Annotated in this window: 13 protein-coding genes and 1 CRISPR repeat array; all 13 genes read left to right on the top strand. The window is 63.2% G+C overall.

Annotated elements, in window-relative coordinates; translation table 11 throughout:
- The first annotated feature begins 226 nt into the window (after nt 1–226).
- The 13 genes from groES to cas2 all read left to right on the top strand — a co-directional run bounded on the left by groES (nt 227) and on the right by cas2 (nt 13,740).
- Nucleotides 227–517 (top strand): co-chaperone GroES, encoded by a 291-nt coding sequence (gene groES / locus K344_RS0104425; RefSeq protein WP_028079644.1) that lies wholly within the window; start codon nt 227–229, stop codon nt 515–517.
- Nucleotides 518–556: 39 nt separating this feature from the next.
- Nucleotides 557–2,200 carry a chaperonin GroEL gene (gene groL / locus K344_RS0104420; RefSeq protein WP_028079643.1) on the top strand — a complete coding sequence of 548 codons (1,644 nt, stop codon included), beginning with the start codon at nt 557–559 and terminating at the stop codon, nt 2,198–2,200.
- A 178-nt stretch (nt 2,201–2,378) separates the two neighbouring features.
- The gene (locus tag K344_RS0104415; RefSeq protein ID WP_043113808.1) at nt 2,379–2,981 is read left to right on the top strand and encodes a TetR/AcrR family transcriptional regulator; all 603 of its coding nucleotides are present in this window, start codon (nt 2,379–2,381) and stop codon (nt 2,979–2,981) included.
- 107 nt (nt 2,982–3,088) lie between these two features.
- Nucleotides 3,089–3,901, top strand: a complete 813-nt coding sequence (locus tag K344_RS20210; RefSeq protein ID WP_051361894.1) for an alpha/beta hydrolase — start codon at nt 3,089–3,091, stop codon at nt 3,899–3,901.
- Between the two features lie 23 nt (nt 3,902–3,924).
- Entirely contained in the window at nt 3,925–4,563 is a 639-nt protein-coding gene (gene gstA / locus K344_RS0104405; RefSeq protein WP_028079641.1) for a glutathione transferase GstA, read from the top strand.
- Nucleotides 4,564–4,696: 133 nt separating this feature from the next.
- Nucleotides 4,697–5,662 (top strand): helix-turn-helix transcriptional regulator, encoded by a 966-nt coding sequence (locus tag K344_RS0104400; RefSeq protein WP_028079640.1) that lies wholly within the window; start codon nt 4,697–4,699, stop codon nt 5,660–5,662.
- Between the two features lie 134 nt (nt 5,663–5,796).
- A complete protein-coding gene (locus tag K344_RS0104395) occupies nt 5,797–8,061 on the top strand; it encodes a CRISPR-associated helicase/endonuclease Cas3 (protein ID WP_028079639.1) in 2,265 nt (754 codons plus the stop codon).
- A 325-nt stretch (nt 8,062–8,386) separates the two neighbouring features.
- Nucleotides 8,387–9,061: a type I-C CRISPR-associated protein Cas5c gene (cas5c, locus tag K344_RS0104390; protein ID WP_043113806.1), complete on the top strand. Its 675-nt coding sequence runs from the start codon at nt 8,387–8,389 to the stop codon at nt 9,059–9,061.
- Complete coding sequence (gene cas8c, locus K344_RS0104385; protein ID WP_028079637.1) at nt 9,058–10,869, top strand: type I-C CRISPR-associated protein Cas8c/Csd1; 1,812 nt, start codon at nt 9,058–9,060, stop codon at nt 10,867–10,869. Before cas5c ends, cas8c begins: the two co-directional genes overlap by 4 nt.
- Complete coding sequence (gene cas7c, locus K344_RS0104380; protein WP_028079636.1) at nt 10,866–11,750, top strand: type I-C CRISPR-associated protein Cas7/Csd2; 885 nt, start codon at nt 10,866–10,868, stop codon at nt 11,748–11,750. The genes cas8c and cas7c overlap by 4 nt, the downstream gene beginning before the upstream one ends.
- Before the next feature lie 22 nt (nt 11,751–11,772).
- Nucleotides 11,773–12,405: a CRISPR-associated protein Cas4 gene (cas4, locus tag K344_RS23305; protein ID WP_028079635.1), complete on the top strand. Its 633-nt coding sequence runs from the start codon at nt 11,773–11,775 to the stop codon at nt 12,403–12,405.
- On the top strand, nt 12,405–13,445 hold the full coding sequence (cas1c, locus tag K344_RS0104370; protein WP_028079634.1) for a type I-C CRISPR-associated endonuclease Cas1c: 1,041 nt from the start codon (nt 12,405–12,407) through the stop codon (nt 13,443–13,445). Before cas4 ends, cas1c begins: the two co-directional genes overlap by 1 nt.
- A gap of 4 nt (nt 13,446–13,449) precedes the next feature.
- Nucleotides 13,450–13,740 (top strand): CRISPR-associated endonuclease Cas2, encoded by a 291-nt coding sequence (cas2, locus tag K344_RS0104365; protein ID WP_028079633.1) that lies wholly within the window; start codon nt 13,450–13,452, stop codon nt 13,738–13,740.
- Nucleotides 13,741–13,924: 184 nt separating this feature from the next.
- Nucleotides 13,925–14,224: direct repeats of the CRISPR family, unit length 32 nt; unit sequence GTCGCGCCCTTCACGGGCGCGTGGATCGAAAC.
- Nucleotides 14,225–14,226 lie beyond the last annotated feature (2 nt).

Genomic DNA, 14,226 nt, shown 5'->3' with positions numbered 1-14,226 from the left:
GGGGCGGCAGTCGGCCCGGCGCGGCGGCGGGTGACCGTCGGGGCGGCTGGCGCTGCCCGCCGCCCGGCACCGCGGCGCGACTTATTTCATGAACGCCTCTTGAATCCCGGCGAACACTCCCTAAGAATTAGCAGCCTTCGATGGCGAGTGCTAACAGGCTGCCCAGAACGGTCTGGAGCGCTCGCCGCGGGAATCACCAACTCATTGACCTATCGGGAGATTCATCATGAAGCTTCGTCCCCTGCACGATCGCGTGATCGTCAAGCGTCTCGAAGAAGAAAAGAAGTCGGCGGGCGGCATCATCATTCCGGACAACGCCGCCGAAAAGCCGGTCAAGGGCGAGATCCTCGCCGTCGGCCCGGGCAAGAAGGATGACAACGGCAAGCCGATCGCTCTTGATGTCAAGGTCGGCGACGTCGTTCTGTTCGGCAAGTATTCGGGTTCGGAAGTGAAGGTCGACGGCGAGGATCTCCTCGTCATGCGCGAAGACGACGTCATCGCCGTCTTCAGCAAGTAAGTCACTCCCCAACCGTCTCATATTCAAGAGGAATTCAACATGGCTGCCAAAGAAGTGAAGTTTGGTGACGACGCCCGTTCGCGCATGGTCGCCGGCGTCAACGTGCTCGCCAATGCCGTCAAGGTCACCCTCGGCCCGAAGGGCCGCAACGTCGTGCTCGACAAGTCGTTCGGCGCGCCGACCGTCACCAAGGACGGTGTCTCCGTCGCCAAGGAAATCGAGCTGAAGGACAAGTTCGAGAACATGGGTGCCCAGCTGGTCAAGGAAGTCGCCTCGAAGACTTCCGACGAGGCCGGTGACGGCACCACGACCGCCACGGTGCTCGCCCAGGCGATCGTCAACGAGGGCCTGAAGTCGGTCACCGCCGGCATCGACCCGATGGACATCAAGCGCGGCATCGACAAGGCCGTCGAAGCCGTCACCGAAGAGATCAGGAAGAACGCCGTGCCGTGCAAGGATCGCAAGGCGATCGCGCAGGTCGGCACCGTGTCGGCCAACGCCGACGAGGCGATCGGCAAGATCATCGCCGACGCCATGGACAAGGTCGGCAAGGAAGGCGTGATCACCGTCGAGGACGGCTCGGGTCTCGAGAACGAGCTCAACGTCGTCGAAGGCATGCAGTTCGACCGCGGCTACCTCTCGCCGTACTTCATCAATAACGCGCAGAGCCAGCAGGTCGAGCTGGAAAACCCGCTGATCCTGATCACCGACAAGAAGATCAGCAACATCCGCGAGCTGCTGCCGATCCTCGAAGGCGTCGCCAAGTCGGGCCGCCCGCTGCTGATCGTCGCCGAAGACGTCGAAGGCGAGGCTCTGGCCACGCTGGTCGTCAACAACCTGCGCGGCATTCTGAAGGTCGCCGCCGTCAAGGCGCCGGGCTTCGGTGACCGCCGCAAGGAAATGCTCAAGGACATCGCCATCCTCACCGGCGGCACGGTGATCACCGAAGAGCTGGGCCTGTCGATCGAGAAGGCCTCGCTCAACGATCTCGGCACCGCCAAGAAGGTGCAGATCGAGAAGGAAAACACCACCGTCATCGACGGCGCCGGCAAGAAGGACGCGATCACCTCGCGCATCAAGGAGATCAAGGCGCAGATCGAGGCCGCCACCAGCGACTACGACAAGGAAAAGCTGCAGGAGCGTCTGGCCAAGCTCTCCGGCGGCGTCGCCGTGATCAAGGTCGGTGCCGCGACCGAAGTCGAGATGAAGGAAAAGAAGGCGCGCGTCGAAGACGCCCTGCACGCGACCCGTGCGGCCGTCGAGGAAGGCATCGTCGCCGGCGGCGGCGTCATGCTGGTGCGCGCCGCCAAGGTGCTCGAGAAGCTCAAGGGCGCCAATGAAGACCAGACGGTCGGCATCGGCATCCTGCGTCGCGCGATCCAGGAGCCGCTGCGCCAGATCGTCAAGAACGCCGGCGAGGAGCCCTCGGTCGTGCTCAACAAGGTCGCCGAAGGCAAGGCCGCGTTCGGCTACAACGCCGGTTCGGGCGAGTATGGCGACATGATCGAGATGGGCATCATCGACCCGGCCAAGGTCACGCGCCTCGCGCTGCAGAACGCGGCTTCGGTCGCCGGCCTGCTGCTGACGACGGAAGCGATGATCGCCGAGCTGCCGCAGAAGGCCGAAGCGCCGGCGATGCCGGGCGGCGGCATGGGTGGCATGGGCGGCATGGGCGACTTTTAAGTCCTCGATTACCGTCCCTGGTGCAGCCGGGGCCATCCATGGCCCCGACTTTCCGATCAGGTCGGGTAGTGGTTCGAATCGGGGCGCCTTCGGGCGCCCCGATTTTTTGCGTCACCGTTCATCGCTTGCCGGTGCCGCAGGTCTTTACAAAACGACCGATCGTGCTATTTTGCCGGCCATGAACCTCAGCAAAGGCGAGCAGACCCGCAAGCTCATTCTCGACCGCGCCCTGGCGATGGCCGGCGAGATCGGGCTCGAGGGCGTGTCGATCGGTGCGCTTGCCGACGAGACGGGCCTGTCGAAGAGCGGATTGTTCGCGCACTTCAAGTCGAAGGAGGCGCTGCAGCTGGACGTGCTGCAGGAGGCCATCACGCGCTTCACCGTGCAGGTGCTGCAGCCGGCCCTGACGACGCCGCGCGGCGAGCCACGCGTGCGCCTGCTGTTCGACAAGTATCTCGAATGGATACGCGGCGACGATGCGCGCCGCGGCTGCATCTTCCAGAAGCTCACCAGCGAGTACGCCGGCCGCGACGGCGCCGTGCGCGATCGCCTCGTGCAGTCGCAGAAGGACTGGCGCGACGCGATCATGCGCGCCGTGCAGGGCGCCATCGATGAAGGCCACTTCCGCCGCGACCTTGATCCGGCCGTGTTCGCGCACGAGATGCTCGGCATCGCCATGGTCTTCCAGAGTTCCTGGCGCCTGATGCGCGAGGCCGGCGCGCTGCCGCGCGCGCAGGCGATTTTCGACGCGCTGCTCACCCGCAGCCGCTCCGTTCCATAGCTGCAAGCAACCGCAAGAGGATTCTCATGGCCCCGCATTCGCTGACCGCTCTGCCCCCTGCTTCGTCAGAAAATAGCACGATCGTTCGATCTAAAACGCCGAGGGCTTTGCGCTCGACGTTCCGCCTGCTCGATCGCCTCGTGCCGGATCTCGCGGCGCGCTTTGCGCAGCGTCTTTTCTTCACGCCACCGCGCGCGGCCCTGCGCGAGGGAGAACGCGAGATTCTCGCGGCCGGCCGTCGCGAGACCTTCGCGCATCGCGGCGGGCGCCTGGCGGTCTGGCGCTGGGGCGAGGGCCCGCGTGCGCTGCTCGTGCACGGCTGGGGCGGCCATGCCGGGCAAATGACGGCGCTCGTCGAACCGCTGGTCGCCGCCGGCTACGAGGTCGTCGCCATCGACCTGCCGGGGCACGGCCTGTCGTCCGGCGATCGCGCTTCGGTCCTGCACTTCGCCGAGGCGGTCTCCGACCTCGCGCAGGCGCTCGGCGGCATCGACGTGCTGGTCGCGCATTCGCTCGGCGCCGCCGGCGCGACGCTGGCCCTGTCGCGCGGGCTCGTCGTGCGCCGCGTGGTCTACTTCGCGCCGCCGGCGCGCTTCGAGGCGATCTGGGCGCGCTTCCGCGACGGGCTCGGCATGTCGTCACGCGCATGGGCGCGGTTCCAGCGTCGCGCCGAGGCCTGGTTGGGGCTGCCGTTCGCCGCCATCGCGCCGGCCGATCTGGCGCCGTCGTTGCGCGTGCCGCTGCTGATCATCCACGGTATGGCTGATCGCGAGATCGCGGTGCAGGAAGGCGAACGTCTGCGCCAGCACTGGCCGCAGGCGCGCCTGCACCACGTCGAAGGGCTCGGCCATCTGCGTGTGCTCAAGGACGCCGCGGGCATCGACGAGGCGCGGCGCTTCCTCGGCGCGCCGCGGCGCTGAAGACACATGCCAGGAGAACATCCATGAAACTGTATGCCGACGCGATGGCCTGCTCGCTCGCCGCGCATCTCGCCCTGATCGTGGCAGGACTGCCTTTCGAGCTGATCTGGGTCGACAACAAGGCGAAGCGCACCGAGGACGGCCGCGACTACTACAGCATCAATCCGAAAGGCCTCGTGCCGGCGCTCGAACTCGACGACGGCAGCGTGCTCACCGAAGGCGCCGCCGTGCTGCAGTACATCGGCGACCGCGCGCCGCAGGCGCAGCTGGTGCCGCCGCCCGCCAGCGATGCGCGCTACCGCCTGCAGGAGTGGCTGAACTACATCGCCACCGAGCTGCACAAGCCGGTATTCAATCCGTACTTCGGCGCGCACAAGCAGAGCGTGCTGCCGCCGGACGCGCTGCAGCGCTACGTGCTCGGCCTGCTCGAAGCGCGCTTCGACTATCTCGATCCGCGGCTGCGGGATCGCGAGTGGCTCGTCGATGAGCGCTTCACCGTCGCCGATGCCTATCTGCTGGTGATCCTCAACTGGGCGCAGCACGTCAGGATGACCATGTCGCGCTGGCCGGCGCTGGCCGCCTATCACCGGCGCCTGCTCGAGCTGCCGGCGGTGCGCGAGGTGATGCGGCGCGAGCGCGAGCGATACGCGAAAGCGGCCTGACGCCGCGCCGGCGGCGCGATCGCGCCGGGCGAAATTCCACGTGCCTGCCTGCTCTCTCCGCGCCGGGGCGGAGAGGGCAGGGTGCGGTGGGGCCCTCGCCGAGAGCCGTGCGCATTCGCGCTACTCTTTGCGCATGAAATCGTTCGAACATGTCTACCGCCTGCATCGCCTGCTGAAGAGCCGGCGCTATCCGGTGCCGTTCGAGCGCGTGATGAGCGAACTCGAATGCTCGCGCGCGACCACCAAGCGCGTGATCGCCTATCTGCGCGACGTGCTCGGCGCCCCGCTGGAAAGCTCGCGCGAGCCGCGCGGCTATCGCTACACCGACGCCGCCTACGAACTGCCGGGCTTCTGGTTCTCGCCGGAAGAACTGCAATCGCTGCTGAGCCTGCAGCAGCTGCTCGCCACCTTCCAGCCCGGCCTGCTCGACGATGCGCTCGATCCGCTGCGCGACCGCCTCGACCAGATTCTCAAATCGCAGCACCTGCAGACCGGCGAGGCCGGCCGCATCCGCCTGCTGCGCGCCGCGGCGCGGCCGCCGGGCAAGCACTTCGCGACCATCGCCGCCGCGGTGCTGCAGCGCAAGCGCCTGCAGATCGATTACGAAGCGCGCGGCAGCGGGCAGGTGACGACGCGCGAGATCTCGCCGCAGCGTCTCGTGCACTACCGCGACAACTGGTACCTCGACGCCTGGTGCCACAAGTCCAACGGCCTGCGCACCTTCGCCGTCGATTGCGTGCGCGAAGCCGAGGCGCTGAGCGCGGCGGCGCAGGACATCGACGCTGCACGCCTCGACGACGAACTGGGCGGCTCGTATGGCATCTTCTCGGGCGCGCCGACCGCCACCGCCGTGCTGCGCTTCACCGCCGAGCGTGCACGTTGGATCTCGGCCGAGCAGTGGCATCCGCAGCAGCAGGGCGTCTGGCTGCCCGACGGCAGCTACGAACTCTCCTTGCCCTACCACCGCGACGAGGAACTCATCCTCGACATCCTGCGCTACGGGCCGGACGTGGAGGTGCTGGGGCCGGCGGGGCTGCGCGAGGCGGTGCGCGCGCGCTTGCGCGCCGCGCTCGATCGGTATGGATCGGCCTGTTTCTGAGATGCAGGGCTCATATTTTTAGCCGCTGAGCGGCCAGACTGCTGACACGTGCTTGGGGGCTCGGCACGAATCGGGGGAAGCATGTCTCGAAGTGCGCTGACACAGGTTCTCGGTGCTGCTGCTGCAGTCGACGAATGACCGCGTACTACGCGCATTCGACGGAGACGCCGGACAAGTCCGACTGGCAGCGGCTGTCTGACCATCTGCAGTCGGTCGGTGGGCTGGCGGCCACGAATGCCAAAGCGTTCGGCGCAGAAGCAATGGCCAGCGTCGCCGGGCTGCTGCACGATCTTGGCAAGTACACCGAACGATTCCAGGCGCGGCTGAGCGGCGATCTCAACAGAGTCGATCATGCGACCTGGGGCGCGGCAATCGCTCGGGATCGTTACAAGGACATCGGTCAACTTCTGGCCTATGGCATCGCCGGCCACCACGCCGGGCTCGCCAATGGTGTCAACGGTGACGCGCGCAGCGCGCTGAAGGAACGGCTCTCGCCTGAATACTTGGCCGGGCTGCCGGCATTGCTCGACATCTGGCAGCAGGAAATCGCTTTGCCGGACACGCTCGGCTTGCCGGCCGGCTTCAACCGGAAAGCCCAGCGCGGCATGTTCCAGCTCAGCTTGCTGGCGCGCATGGTTTTCTCCTGTCTGGTCGATGCGGACTTCATCGATACCGACAATTACTACCGGCAGATCAAAGGCGATGCGCCCCGCGCGATCGGGCAGGGGCCGAAGCTGGAAGCACTGCGGGAAAGGCTGAACACCTATCTCCTCCAATCACGCTTCGAGCCGACGACGGATGTCAAGCGTCTGCGCGGCGACATCCTGCACCATGTGCGTTCGCAGGCGCAGCATGCGCCGGGGCGGTTCTCGCTGACGGTCCCGACGGGCGGCGGCAAGACGCTGTCCTCACTGGCCTTCGCACTGGATCACGCCATCCACCATGGCCTGCGCCGGATCATCTATGTGATTCCGTTCACCAGCATCATCGAACAGAACGCTCAGGTGTTTCGCGACGCTTTCGGCGATCTTGGCGAAGACGCGGTACTGGAACATCACAGCGCCTTCATCGAAAAAGCGCCGCCGAAGGACGATCCGGATCGCTATCAATCCACACGAAAACTCCGGTTGGCGATGGAGAACTGGGATGCGCCGGTGGTTGTCACCACTGCCGTCCAGTTCTTTGAGAGTCTTTTTTCCGATCGACCGTCGCGCTGCCGCAAGCTGCACAACATCGCCGGAAGCGTCGTGATCCTGGATGAGGCGCAAACGCTGCCGCAGGATTTGCTGCGGCCCTGCGTCACGCTGCTCGACGAACTGGCGCTGAACTATTGCAGCAGCATCGTGTTGTGTACCGCCACGCAGCCGGCCCTCCGTGCCGATGAAGGGTTCAAGGGTGGTCTTGAGAAGGTCCACGAGCTGGCGCCCGAGCCCGACCAGCTCTATCGCAAGCTCAAGCGCGTTTCCGCCCGCCACATCGGCACGATCAGCGACGATCGGCTTGCGGACCAGCTGCGGCAGCGCGAACAGGTGTTGTGCATCGTCAACAATCGTCGCCACGCGCGGCAGCTATTTGAATCGATCCAGCATGATGATGGCGCTCGTCATCTGAGCACGCTGATGACGGCTCGTCACCGCAGTGCGGTGCTCGCGGAGGTCCGGCAGCGCCTGAAGGAAGGAAGTCCGTGCCGCTTGATCTCGACGAGTTTGATCGAGGCCGGCGTCGACATCTCACTGCCCGCCGTCTTGCGCGCCGAAGCCGGGCTCGATTCGATCGCCCAGGCTGCCGGACGCTGCAACCGCGAAGGATTGTGGCCGGTAGAGACAAGCGAAGTATTGATCTTCGCCACGGAGAATCCGGACTGGGCACCGCCGACCGAACTGAAGCTCTTCGCCGCGGCATTCCGCAGCGTCGAGCGCCGCTTTCGTGAAGACCTTCTGGCGCTCGAAGCTGTTAAGGCCTATTTTCAGGAGCTGTATTTTCTACTCGGGGACGACCGCCTGGACAAAGAAGGCGTTCTGGACCAGCTCAAGCGCGCTCAACCCGACAGCCTCCCCCTCGAGACTCTGGCGGCGAACTTCCGCGTCATCAAGACCACGATGCGACCGGTGATCATTCCGTTCGACTGGCGCACGAGGAAGCGCGATCCCGAGGTGGAGACTGCCCTGAACGAACTGGAGTTCACGGTGGGTGCCGCCCGAAAGCTGCAGACGCATCTGGTGCAAGTGCCGCAGAAAGCCTACGACGCCCTGTGGCAGACCCATGCGATCGAGCCGATCGCGCCTGAGAAGTACGGTGAACAGTTCGTGCAACTGGTCAATGCAAGGCTGTACGACGGGCGATTCGGGCTGCACTGGGATGATCCGCAGTTTCTAGACGTCGATACACTTGTCGTTTAAGTAGCCTTACTTCGTTAGAACCTATTAATAATATGGCGACTCCGCGGTCCGTAGCGTTGGCACGATCATGAAGCTCGATCCGACAAAGCGCCGAACTCGAAGTACTCGGTTCGTTTGCGATTGGATGTCAGCGGCAGCGATGTGCCTCCTCCCTGGATCTGGATCGTCGCCCTTGTGGCGCTTCTGCTGAGTTCTCCATTACTTGTGAGACTCGTAGAAAAGCTCTTATAGGCGTGGATTGAAACTGACGGAGTAATGCGGGTGGCGTCACCCCCCTTTTCCGGAAGGAGGAGGGGGCGCTTAAGTTAGATCGATTGGGGGAGCCATGCCCTACGGAATTAAACTCCACATCTGGGGTGAACGAGCGCTGTTCACGCGGCCGGAGATGAAAGTGGAGCGCGTCTCCTACGACGTAATCACACCGTCGGCAGCGCGCGGGATCATCGAAACGATTCACTGGAAGCCGGCAATCCGCTGGGTCGTGGACAGCATTCAGGTTCTTCGCCCGATACGCTTCGAGTCGATTCGGCGTAACGAAGTCGGCAGCAAACTCTCGGCGGCCAGCGTCGGCAAGGCGATCAAGGCCGGAAGAACGGATGCTCTCGTTTCCTATGTGGAGGAAGATCGGCAGCAGCGTGCCGCAACCGTACTGCGCGATGTCGGCTATGTCATCAGTGCGCATTTCGAGCTGACGTCGCAAGCCGGTCCGGACGACAACGAAGGCAAACATTTGGACATCTTTAACCGCCGGGCGCGCAAGGGGCAGTGTTTTCAGACGCCGTGCCTTGGCACGCGCGAATTTCCGGCGAACTTTGCACTGATCGAGAATAGCGATTCGATGCCCACACCCGATCCATCCATGGCGGGCGAGCGCGATCTGGGCTGGATGCTGCACGACATCGATTTCGCCAGCGGCATGACCTCGCGTTTCTTTCGCGCACGCATGGTGAATGGCCTGATCGAAGTTCCGCCGCTGGCCGCGGACGAGGTGCACTCGTGATCCTCTCCGCACTCAACGACTACTACCAACGGCTGTTGGACACGGAAGATTCCGGTATCGCGCCACCTGGTTACAGCCAGGAGAAGATCGGCTTTGTCATTGTACTCAGCGATAGCGGGGAAGCCGTCGATGTCGTCGATCTGCGTACTCGTGACGGCAAGAAGCTTTTGCCTCGCACGCTGAGCGTTCCGCAGGGCGCGAAGCGCACCGTCGGCATCAAGTCCAACTTTCTGTGGGACAAGACCAGCTATGTGCTAGGCGTCAGCCTGACGAGCAAGCGTAGCGATCAGGAGCATGCCGCATTTGGCGAACTGCACCGCCAAGCATTGGCCGGGACCGAAGACGCCGGCATGCTCGCGCTGCTGCATTTTCTTGAGCGCTGGACGCCGGAGCATTTTTCCCAGAACCCGCATTTTCTTCCGAAGCACGGCGAGGAACTGTACGATGCCAATCTCGTGTTCCGCTTGGACGGAGCGCGCGGTTTCCTGCATGAAAGCCCGGCGGCCCGTGCCAGCTGGGCGCAGCAACAGGGAGCGGTCAGGGCTGCCGCTGCTGGAACTTGCCTGGTGACGGGCATGCATGCGCCGATCGCGCGTCTTCATCCCTCGATCAAGGGTGTTAACGGTGCGCAAAGTTCCGGCGCGTCGATTGTGTCATTCAACCTTGAATCGTTCACGTCCTACGGCAAGATCCAAGGTGAAAACGCGCCGGTTTCCGAACAGGCCGCCTTTGGCTACACCACTGCGCTGAACCATCTGCTGCGCCGCGATACCGGCAATCGCCAGCGAGTGCAGATCGGCGATACCACTGTAGTGTTTTGGGCGCAGGCGCCTGACAAGGCCGCCGCAGGCGAAGCGGAAGGACTGATTGCCGATTTCATCGCGCAGGAAGACAAGGATGAGCAGGCAACCCAGCGCTTGAACGAAGTCTTGCAGCAGGTTCGCCAGTCCCGGCCACTTCGTGATCTCGAAGGACACCTGGAAGATGGCACGCAAATCTACGTGCTGGGTCTGGCGCCGAATGCGTCGCGGCTGTCGATCCGCTTCTGGGAGACCGGCTCCTTGCGGACTTTCGCTGAACGCCTCACCAAGCACTACGACGATCTGGAACTCAGGCCATCTGCCTGGAAGCGCGCCCCGACACCGCGCGCGCTGGCGCTGACCACGGCACCGCTGCATGGCGATTTTCCGAAGAATGACGATGTCTCGCCGTTGCTGGCGGGCGAGTTGACCCGCGCCATCCTGACCGGCCAGCGCTATCCATACAGCCTGCTGGGCAATCTCGTCATGCGCTTTCGGGCAGATGGCGAGATCACGCCGTTGCGGGTCGCGCTGTGCAAGGCCGTGCTGGTGCGCGATGCCCGCCTCAAATCCGCAGATAACCACCTGGGAGAGAAACTTGTGAGTCTTGACCTTACCAACACCGACCCCGGCTATCTGCTCGGGCGTCTGTTCTCCACTCTGGAGAACGTGCAACGCGCTGCGCTCGGCACGCAGATCAACGCCACCATCCGTGATCGCTACTACGGCGCCGCTTCGGCCACGCCGGCCAGCATCTTCCCCGTTTTGCTACGCAATGCGCAGAACCATTTGAGCCGCTTGCGCAAAGAGAAGGCAGGATTGGCCGTGACCTTGGAGAAGGAGGTCGGCCAGATCGTCAATGCCCTGCCCATCACGCTGCCGCGCAGCCTCGGCATCGAAGCACAGGGCCGCTTTGCGATTGGCTATTACCACCAGATCCAGGCGCGATTCGCCAAGGCGGACGCGCACGACATCCCAGACACCGAATCCACCGGAGCCTCCGCATGAGCGTCATCAGCCATCGCTACGAATTCGTCTACCTGTTCGACGTGATCAACGGCAACCCGAACGGTGATCCGGATGCCGGCAACCTGCCGCGTCTAGATCCGGAGACCAACCGTGGTCTGGTCACGGATGTGGCGCTCAAGCGCAAGATCCGCAACTACGTGGCGCTGGAGCAGGAGGGTGCGCCTGGCTATGCGATCTACATGCAGGAAAAGTCGGTACTGAACAACCAGCACAAGCTGGCCTACGAGGCGCTTTCCATTACGCCGGAAGCCAAGAAGCTGCCGAAGGAAGAAGCCAAGGCGCGGGAGCTGACGGCCTGGATGTGCAAGAACTTCTTCGACGTACGTGCCTTCGGTGCCGTGATGACGACTGAGGTCAATGCCGGGCAGGTACGGGGTCCGGTGCAGATTGCATTTGCCAGCTCGATCGATCCGGTGCTGCCAATGGAAATCTCCATCACGCGTATGGCCGTCACCAACGAAAAGGACCTTGAAAAAGAACGCACGATGGGTCGCAAGCACATCCTGCCTTATGGACTTTTCCGCGTGCATGGCTTCGTCTCCGCCAAGCTCGCCGAACGTACCGGCTTCTCGGATGAAGACTTGCAGCTTCTCTGGCGTGCGCTCACCAATCTATTCGAGCACGACCGCTCTGCATCCCGCGGCGAAATGGCGGCTCGAAAGTTGATCGTGTTCGAGCATGAACATCCGATGGGCAACGCACCCGCTCACGTACTGTTCGACATGGTGAAGGTCGAGCGCGTTGACGGCGGGGCCGAAGCGCCTGAACCCGGTAGTCCGGCTCGCGGCTTTGCCGATTATCGCGTCAGCATCGACCGGAGCAGTCTGCCGGCGGGTGTGACGATCAACGAAATGTTCTGACTCCATTGCGAAGCGGGCCGCCATGGACGATGAAGACCTGATCCCGCTTTCTGCCCTGCAGCACTATCTGTACTGCCCGCGGCAGTGTGCGCTGATTCATGTTGAACGTCTGTGGGCGGAGAGCCGCCATACCGCAGAAGGGCGGCTGATGCACGATCGAGCCGATACAGCGGGCGTGGAAGTTCGCCATGGCGTACGCACGGATACGTCGATGCCCTTATCGGCGCCGGAACTGGGTATTGCGGGCGTAGCGGACATCGTCGAGTTCAGGAAAGGTGAAGCGGGGTTGGTCCCACGTCCGGTCGAATACAAGCGGGGCAAACCGAAGGCACATCGCGCGGATGAGGTGCAGCTTTGCGCGCAAGCGCTTTGCCTGGAATCCATGCTTCGGTGCAGCGTTCCGGAAGGGGCGCTGTTCTACGGGAAAACGCGGCGCCGCCAGTGCGTGGTTTTTGATGAAGCATTGCGTGCTTTGACGCTGGATACGATCCAGGCCGTGCGCAGGATGCTTAACGAGAGCCGGACACCAAAAGCAGTTTATGAAGCCAAGCGTTGCGACACCTGCTCGCTGCTGGAGTTGTGCCGTCCGCATGAACTCACCCGGCGTATGTCCGTCCGCGATTGGCTGCTTCAGCAGACCGCCGAGGAAAGTTGATGCGGCGTCAGCTCAATACCTTGTATGTAACGACGGAAGGTGCGTGGCTGCACAAGGACGGCGCCAACGTCGTGATGGAGGTTGAGAAACAGGAAAGGGCACGAGTTCCAGTGCATATGCTGGAAAGCCTCGTTTGTTTTGGCCGGGTGCTCGTTTCTCCACCATTGCTCGGCTACTGCGTGGAGCAGGGGATCAGCGTCTGCTTCTTGAGCCCGAACGGCCGTTTTCTCGCTCGCGTCGAGGGGCCCGTTTCCGGAAATGTTCTCCTGCGCCGCGAGCAATATCGCCGCTCCGACGATTCCACCGGCTGTGCCGCAATTGTCCGGCACCTGTTGATCGGCAAACTCTACAACCAAAGGGTCGTGCTCGGGCGCGCATTGCGGGATCACGGCGATTCGATGACGGAGACTGCCGTAGCTTCCATAACGCACGCGCATAAACGGCTTGAGCGCATATCGGTGAGGCTGCAGGCCGAGGACGATGTGCAGCTAATGCGCGGTCTGGAAGGAGAGGCGGCACAGGCCTACTTCGGAGTGCTCGGCCACCTGATCCGGGTGCCGTCATCGATGTTTCGGTTCGAGGGGCGCAGCCGCCGGCCGCCCCGGGATGCCGTCAATGCGCTGCTCTCGTTCTTCTACACCTTGCTGACGCACGACTGCCGCTCCGCGCTTGAGACAGTCGGCCTCGATCCGGCGGTCGGCTTTCTCCATCGGGACCGGCCCGGCCGGCCCAGCTTGGCACTCGATCTGATGGAGGAGTTCCGTGCGTTTCTTGCCGATCGCCTTACGCTCTCGATGCTCAATCGGCGGCAGGTTTCCGAGCGCGACTTCCAGTGCATGGACAATGGCGCCGTACTGCTGCGCGAGGAATCTCGAAAGGTCCTTCTGGTGGCATATCAAGAGCGGAAGCGAGAGGAGATTCAACACGTCTTTATCGCCGAGAAGATGCCCATCGGTCTTCTGCCCGTCATGCAGGCGCAGTTGCTAGCGCGGCATCTGCGCGGTGATCTGGACGCATATCCGCCGTTTCTCTGGAAGTAGCGCCATGATGGTTCTGGTGAGTTACGACGTTACGACGATAGACGCAGAGGGCCGGCGAAGGCTGCGCAAAGTGGCCAAGGCATGTCAGGACTGCGGACAGCGTGTGCAGTTTTCGGTCTTCGAGATTGAAGTAGACCCGGCACAATGGGCAAGTCTGAAGCAGAAGCTCGTGGATCTCATCGAACCTGAACACGACAGCCTGCGCTTCTACTATCTCGGAGCCAACTGGGTGCGCCGTGTCGAGCACGTGGGTGCGAAACCAGCGACGGACTTCAACGGGCCGCTGGTGTTCTAAAAGACGGTAATGCGAACCTGAAGTAACCGACGCATTCCCTTGAGGTTCGCGATTCTTTAACAATTTGAAATCTCTGGGAGACTTCTTGCGCAGCGTGCGGAGGTGCGCTTCGGCGTGCCGTTTTTTTGGGTTTCGCGCCGCGAAGCACTTGAAGCCTGTAGGTGCAATGCGTTAAATCCACTGCGTCGCGCCCTTCACGGGCGCGTGGATCGAAACGCCGGCTCGCTGCCCGACAAATACGCCGTGTCGGGTCGCGCCCTTCACGGGCGCGTGGATCGAAACCACTTGTCCCGCACTTCGCGCTTGATCTCGCGAGCCGTCGCGCCCTTCACGGGCGCGTGGATCGAAACAATAGTAAGTTGAATCGTAGTCCTGCCGCAAGAGGGTCGCGCCCTTCACGGGCGCGTGGATCGAAACATCAGGTCTTTGTGCGTGTCGGCGTGGATTTCGATGTCGCGCCCTTCACGGGCGCGTGGATCGAAACGG

Source organism: Solimonas soli DSM 21787, from assembly GCF_000474945.1.
GTDB lineage: Bacteria > Pseudomonadota > Gammaproteobacteria > Nevskiales > Nevskiaceae > Solimonas > Solimonas soli.
The sequence above is the reverse complement of the archived record's forward strand: the minus strand, read 5'-3'. Positions and strand labels throughout refer to the sequence as shown.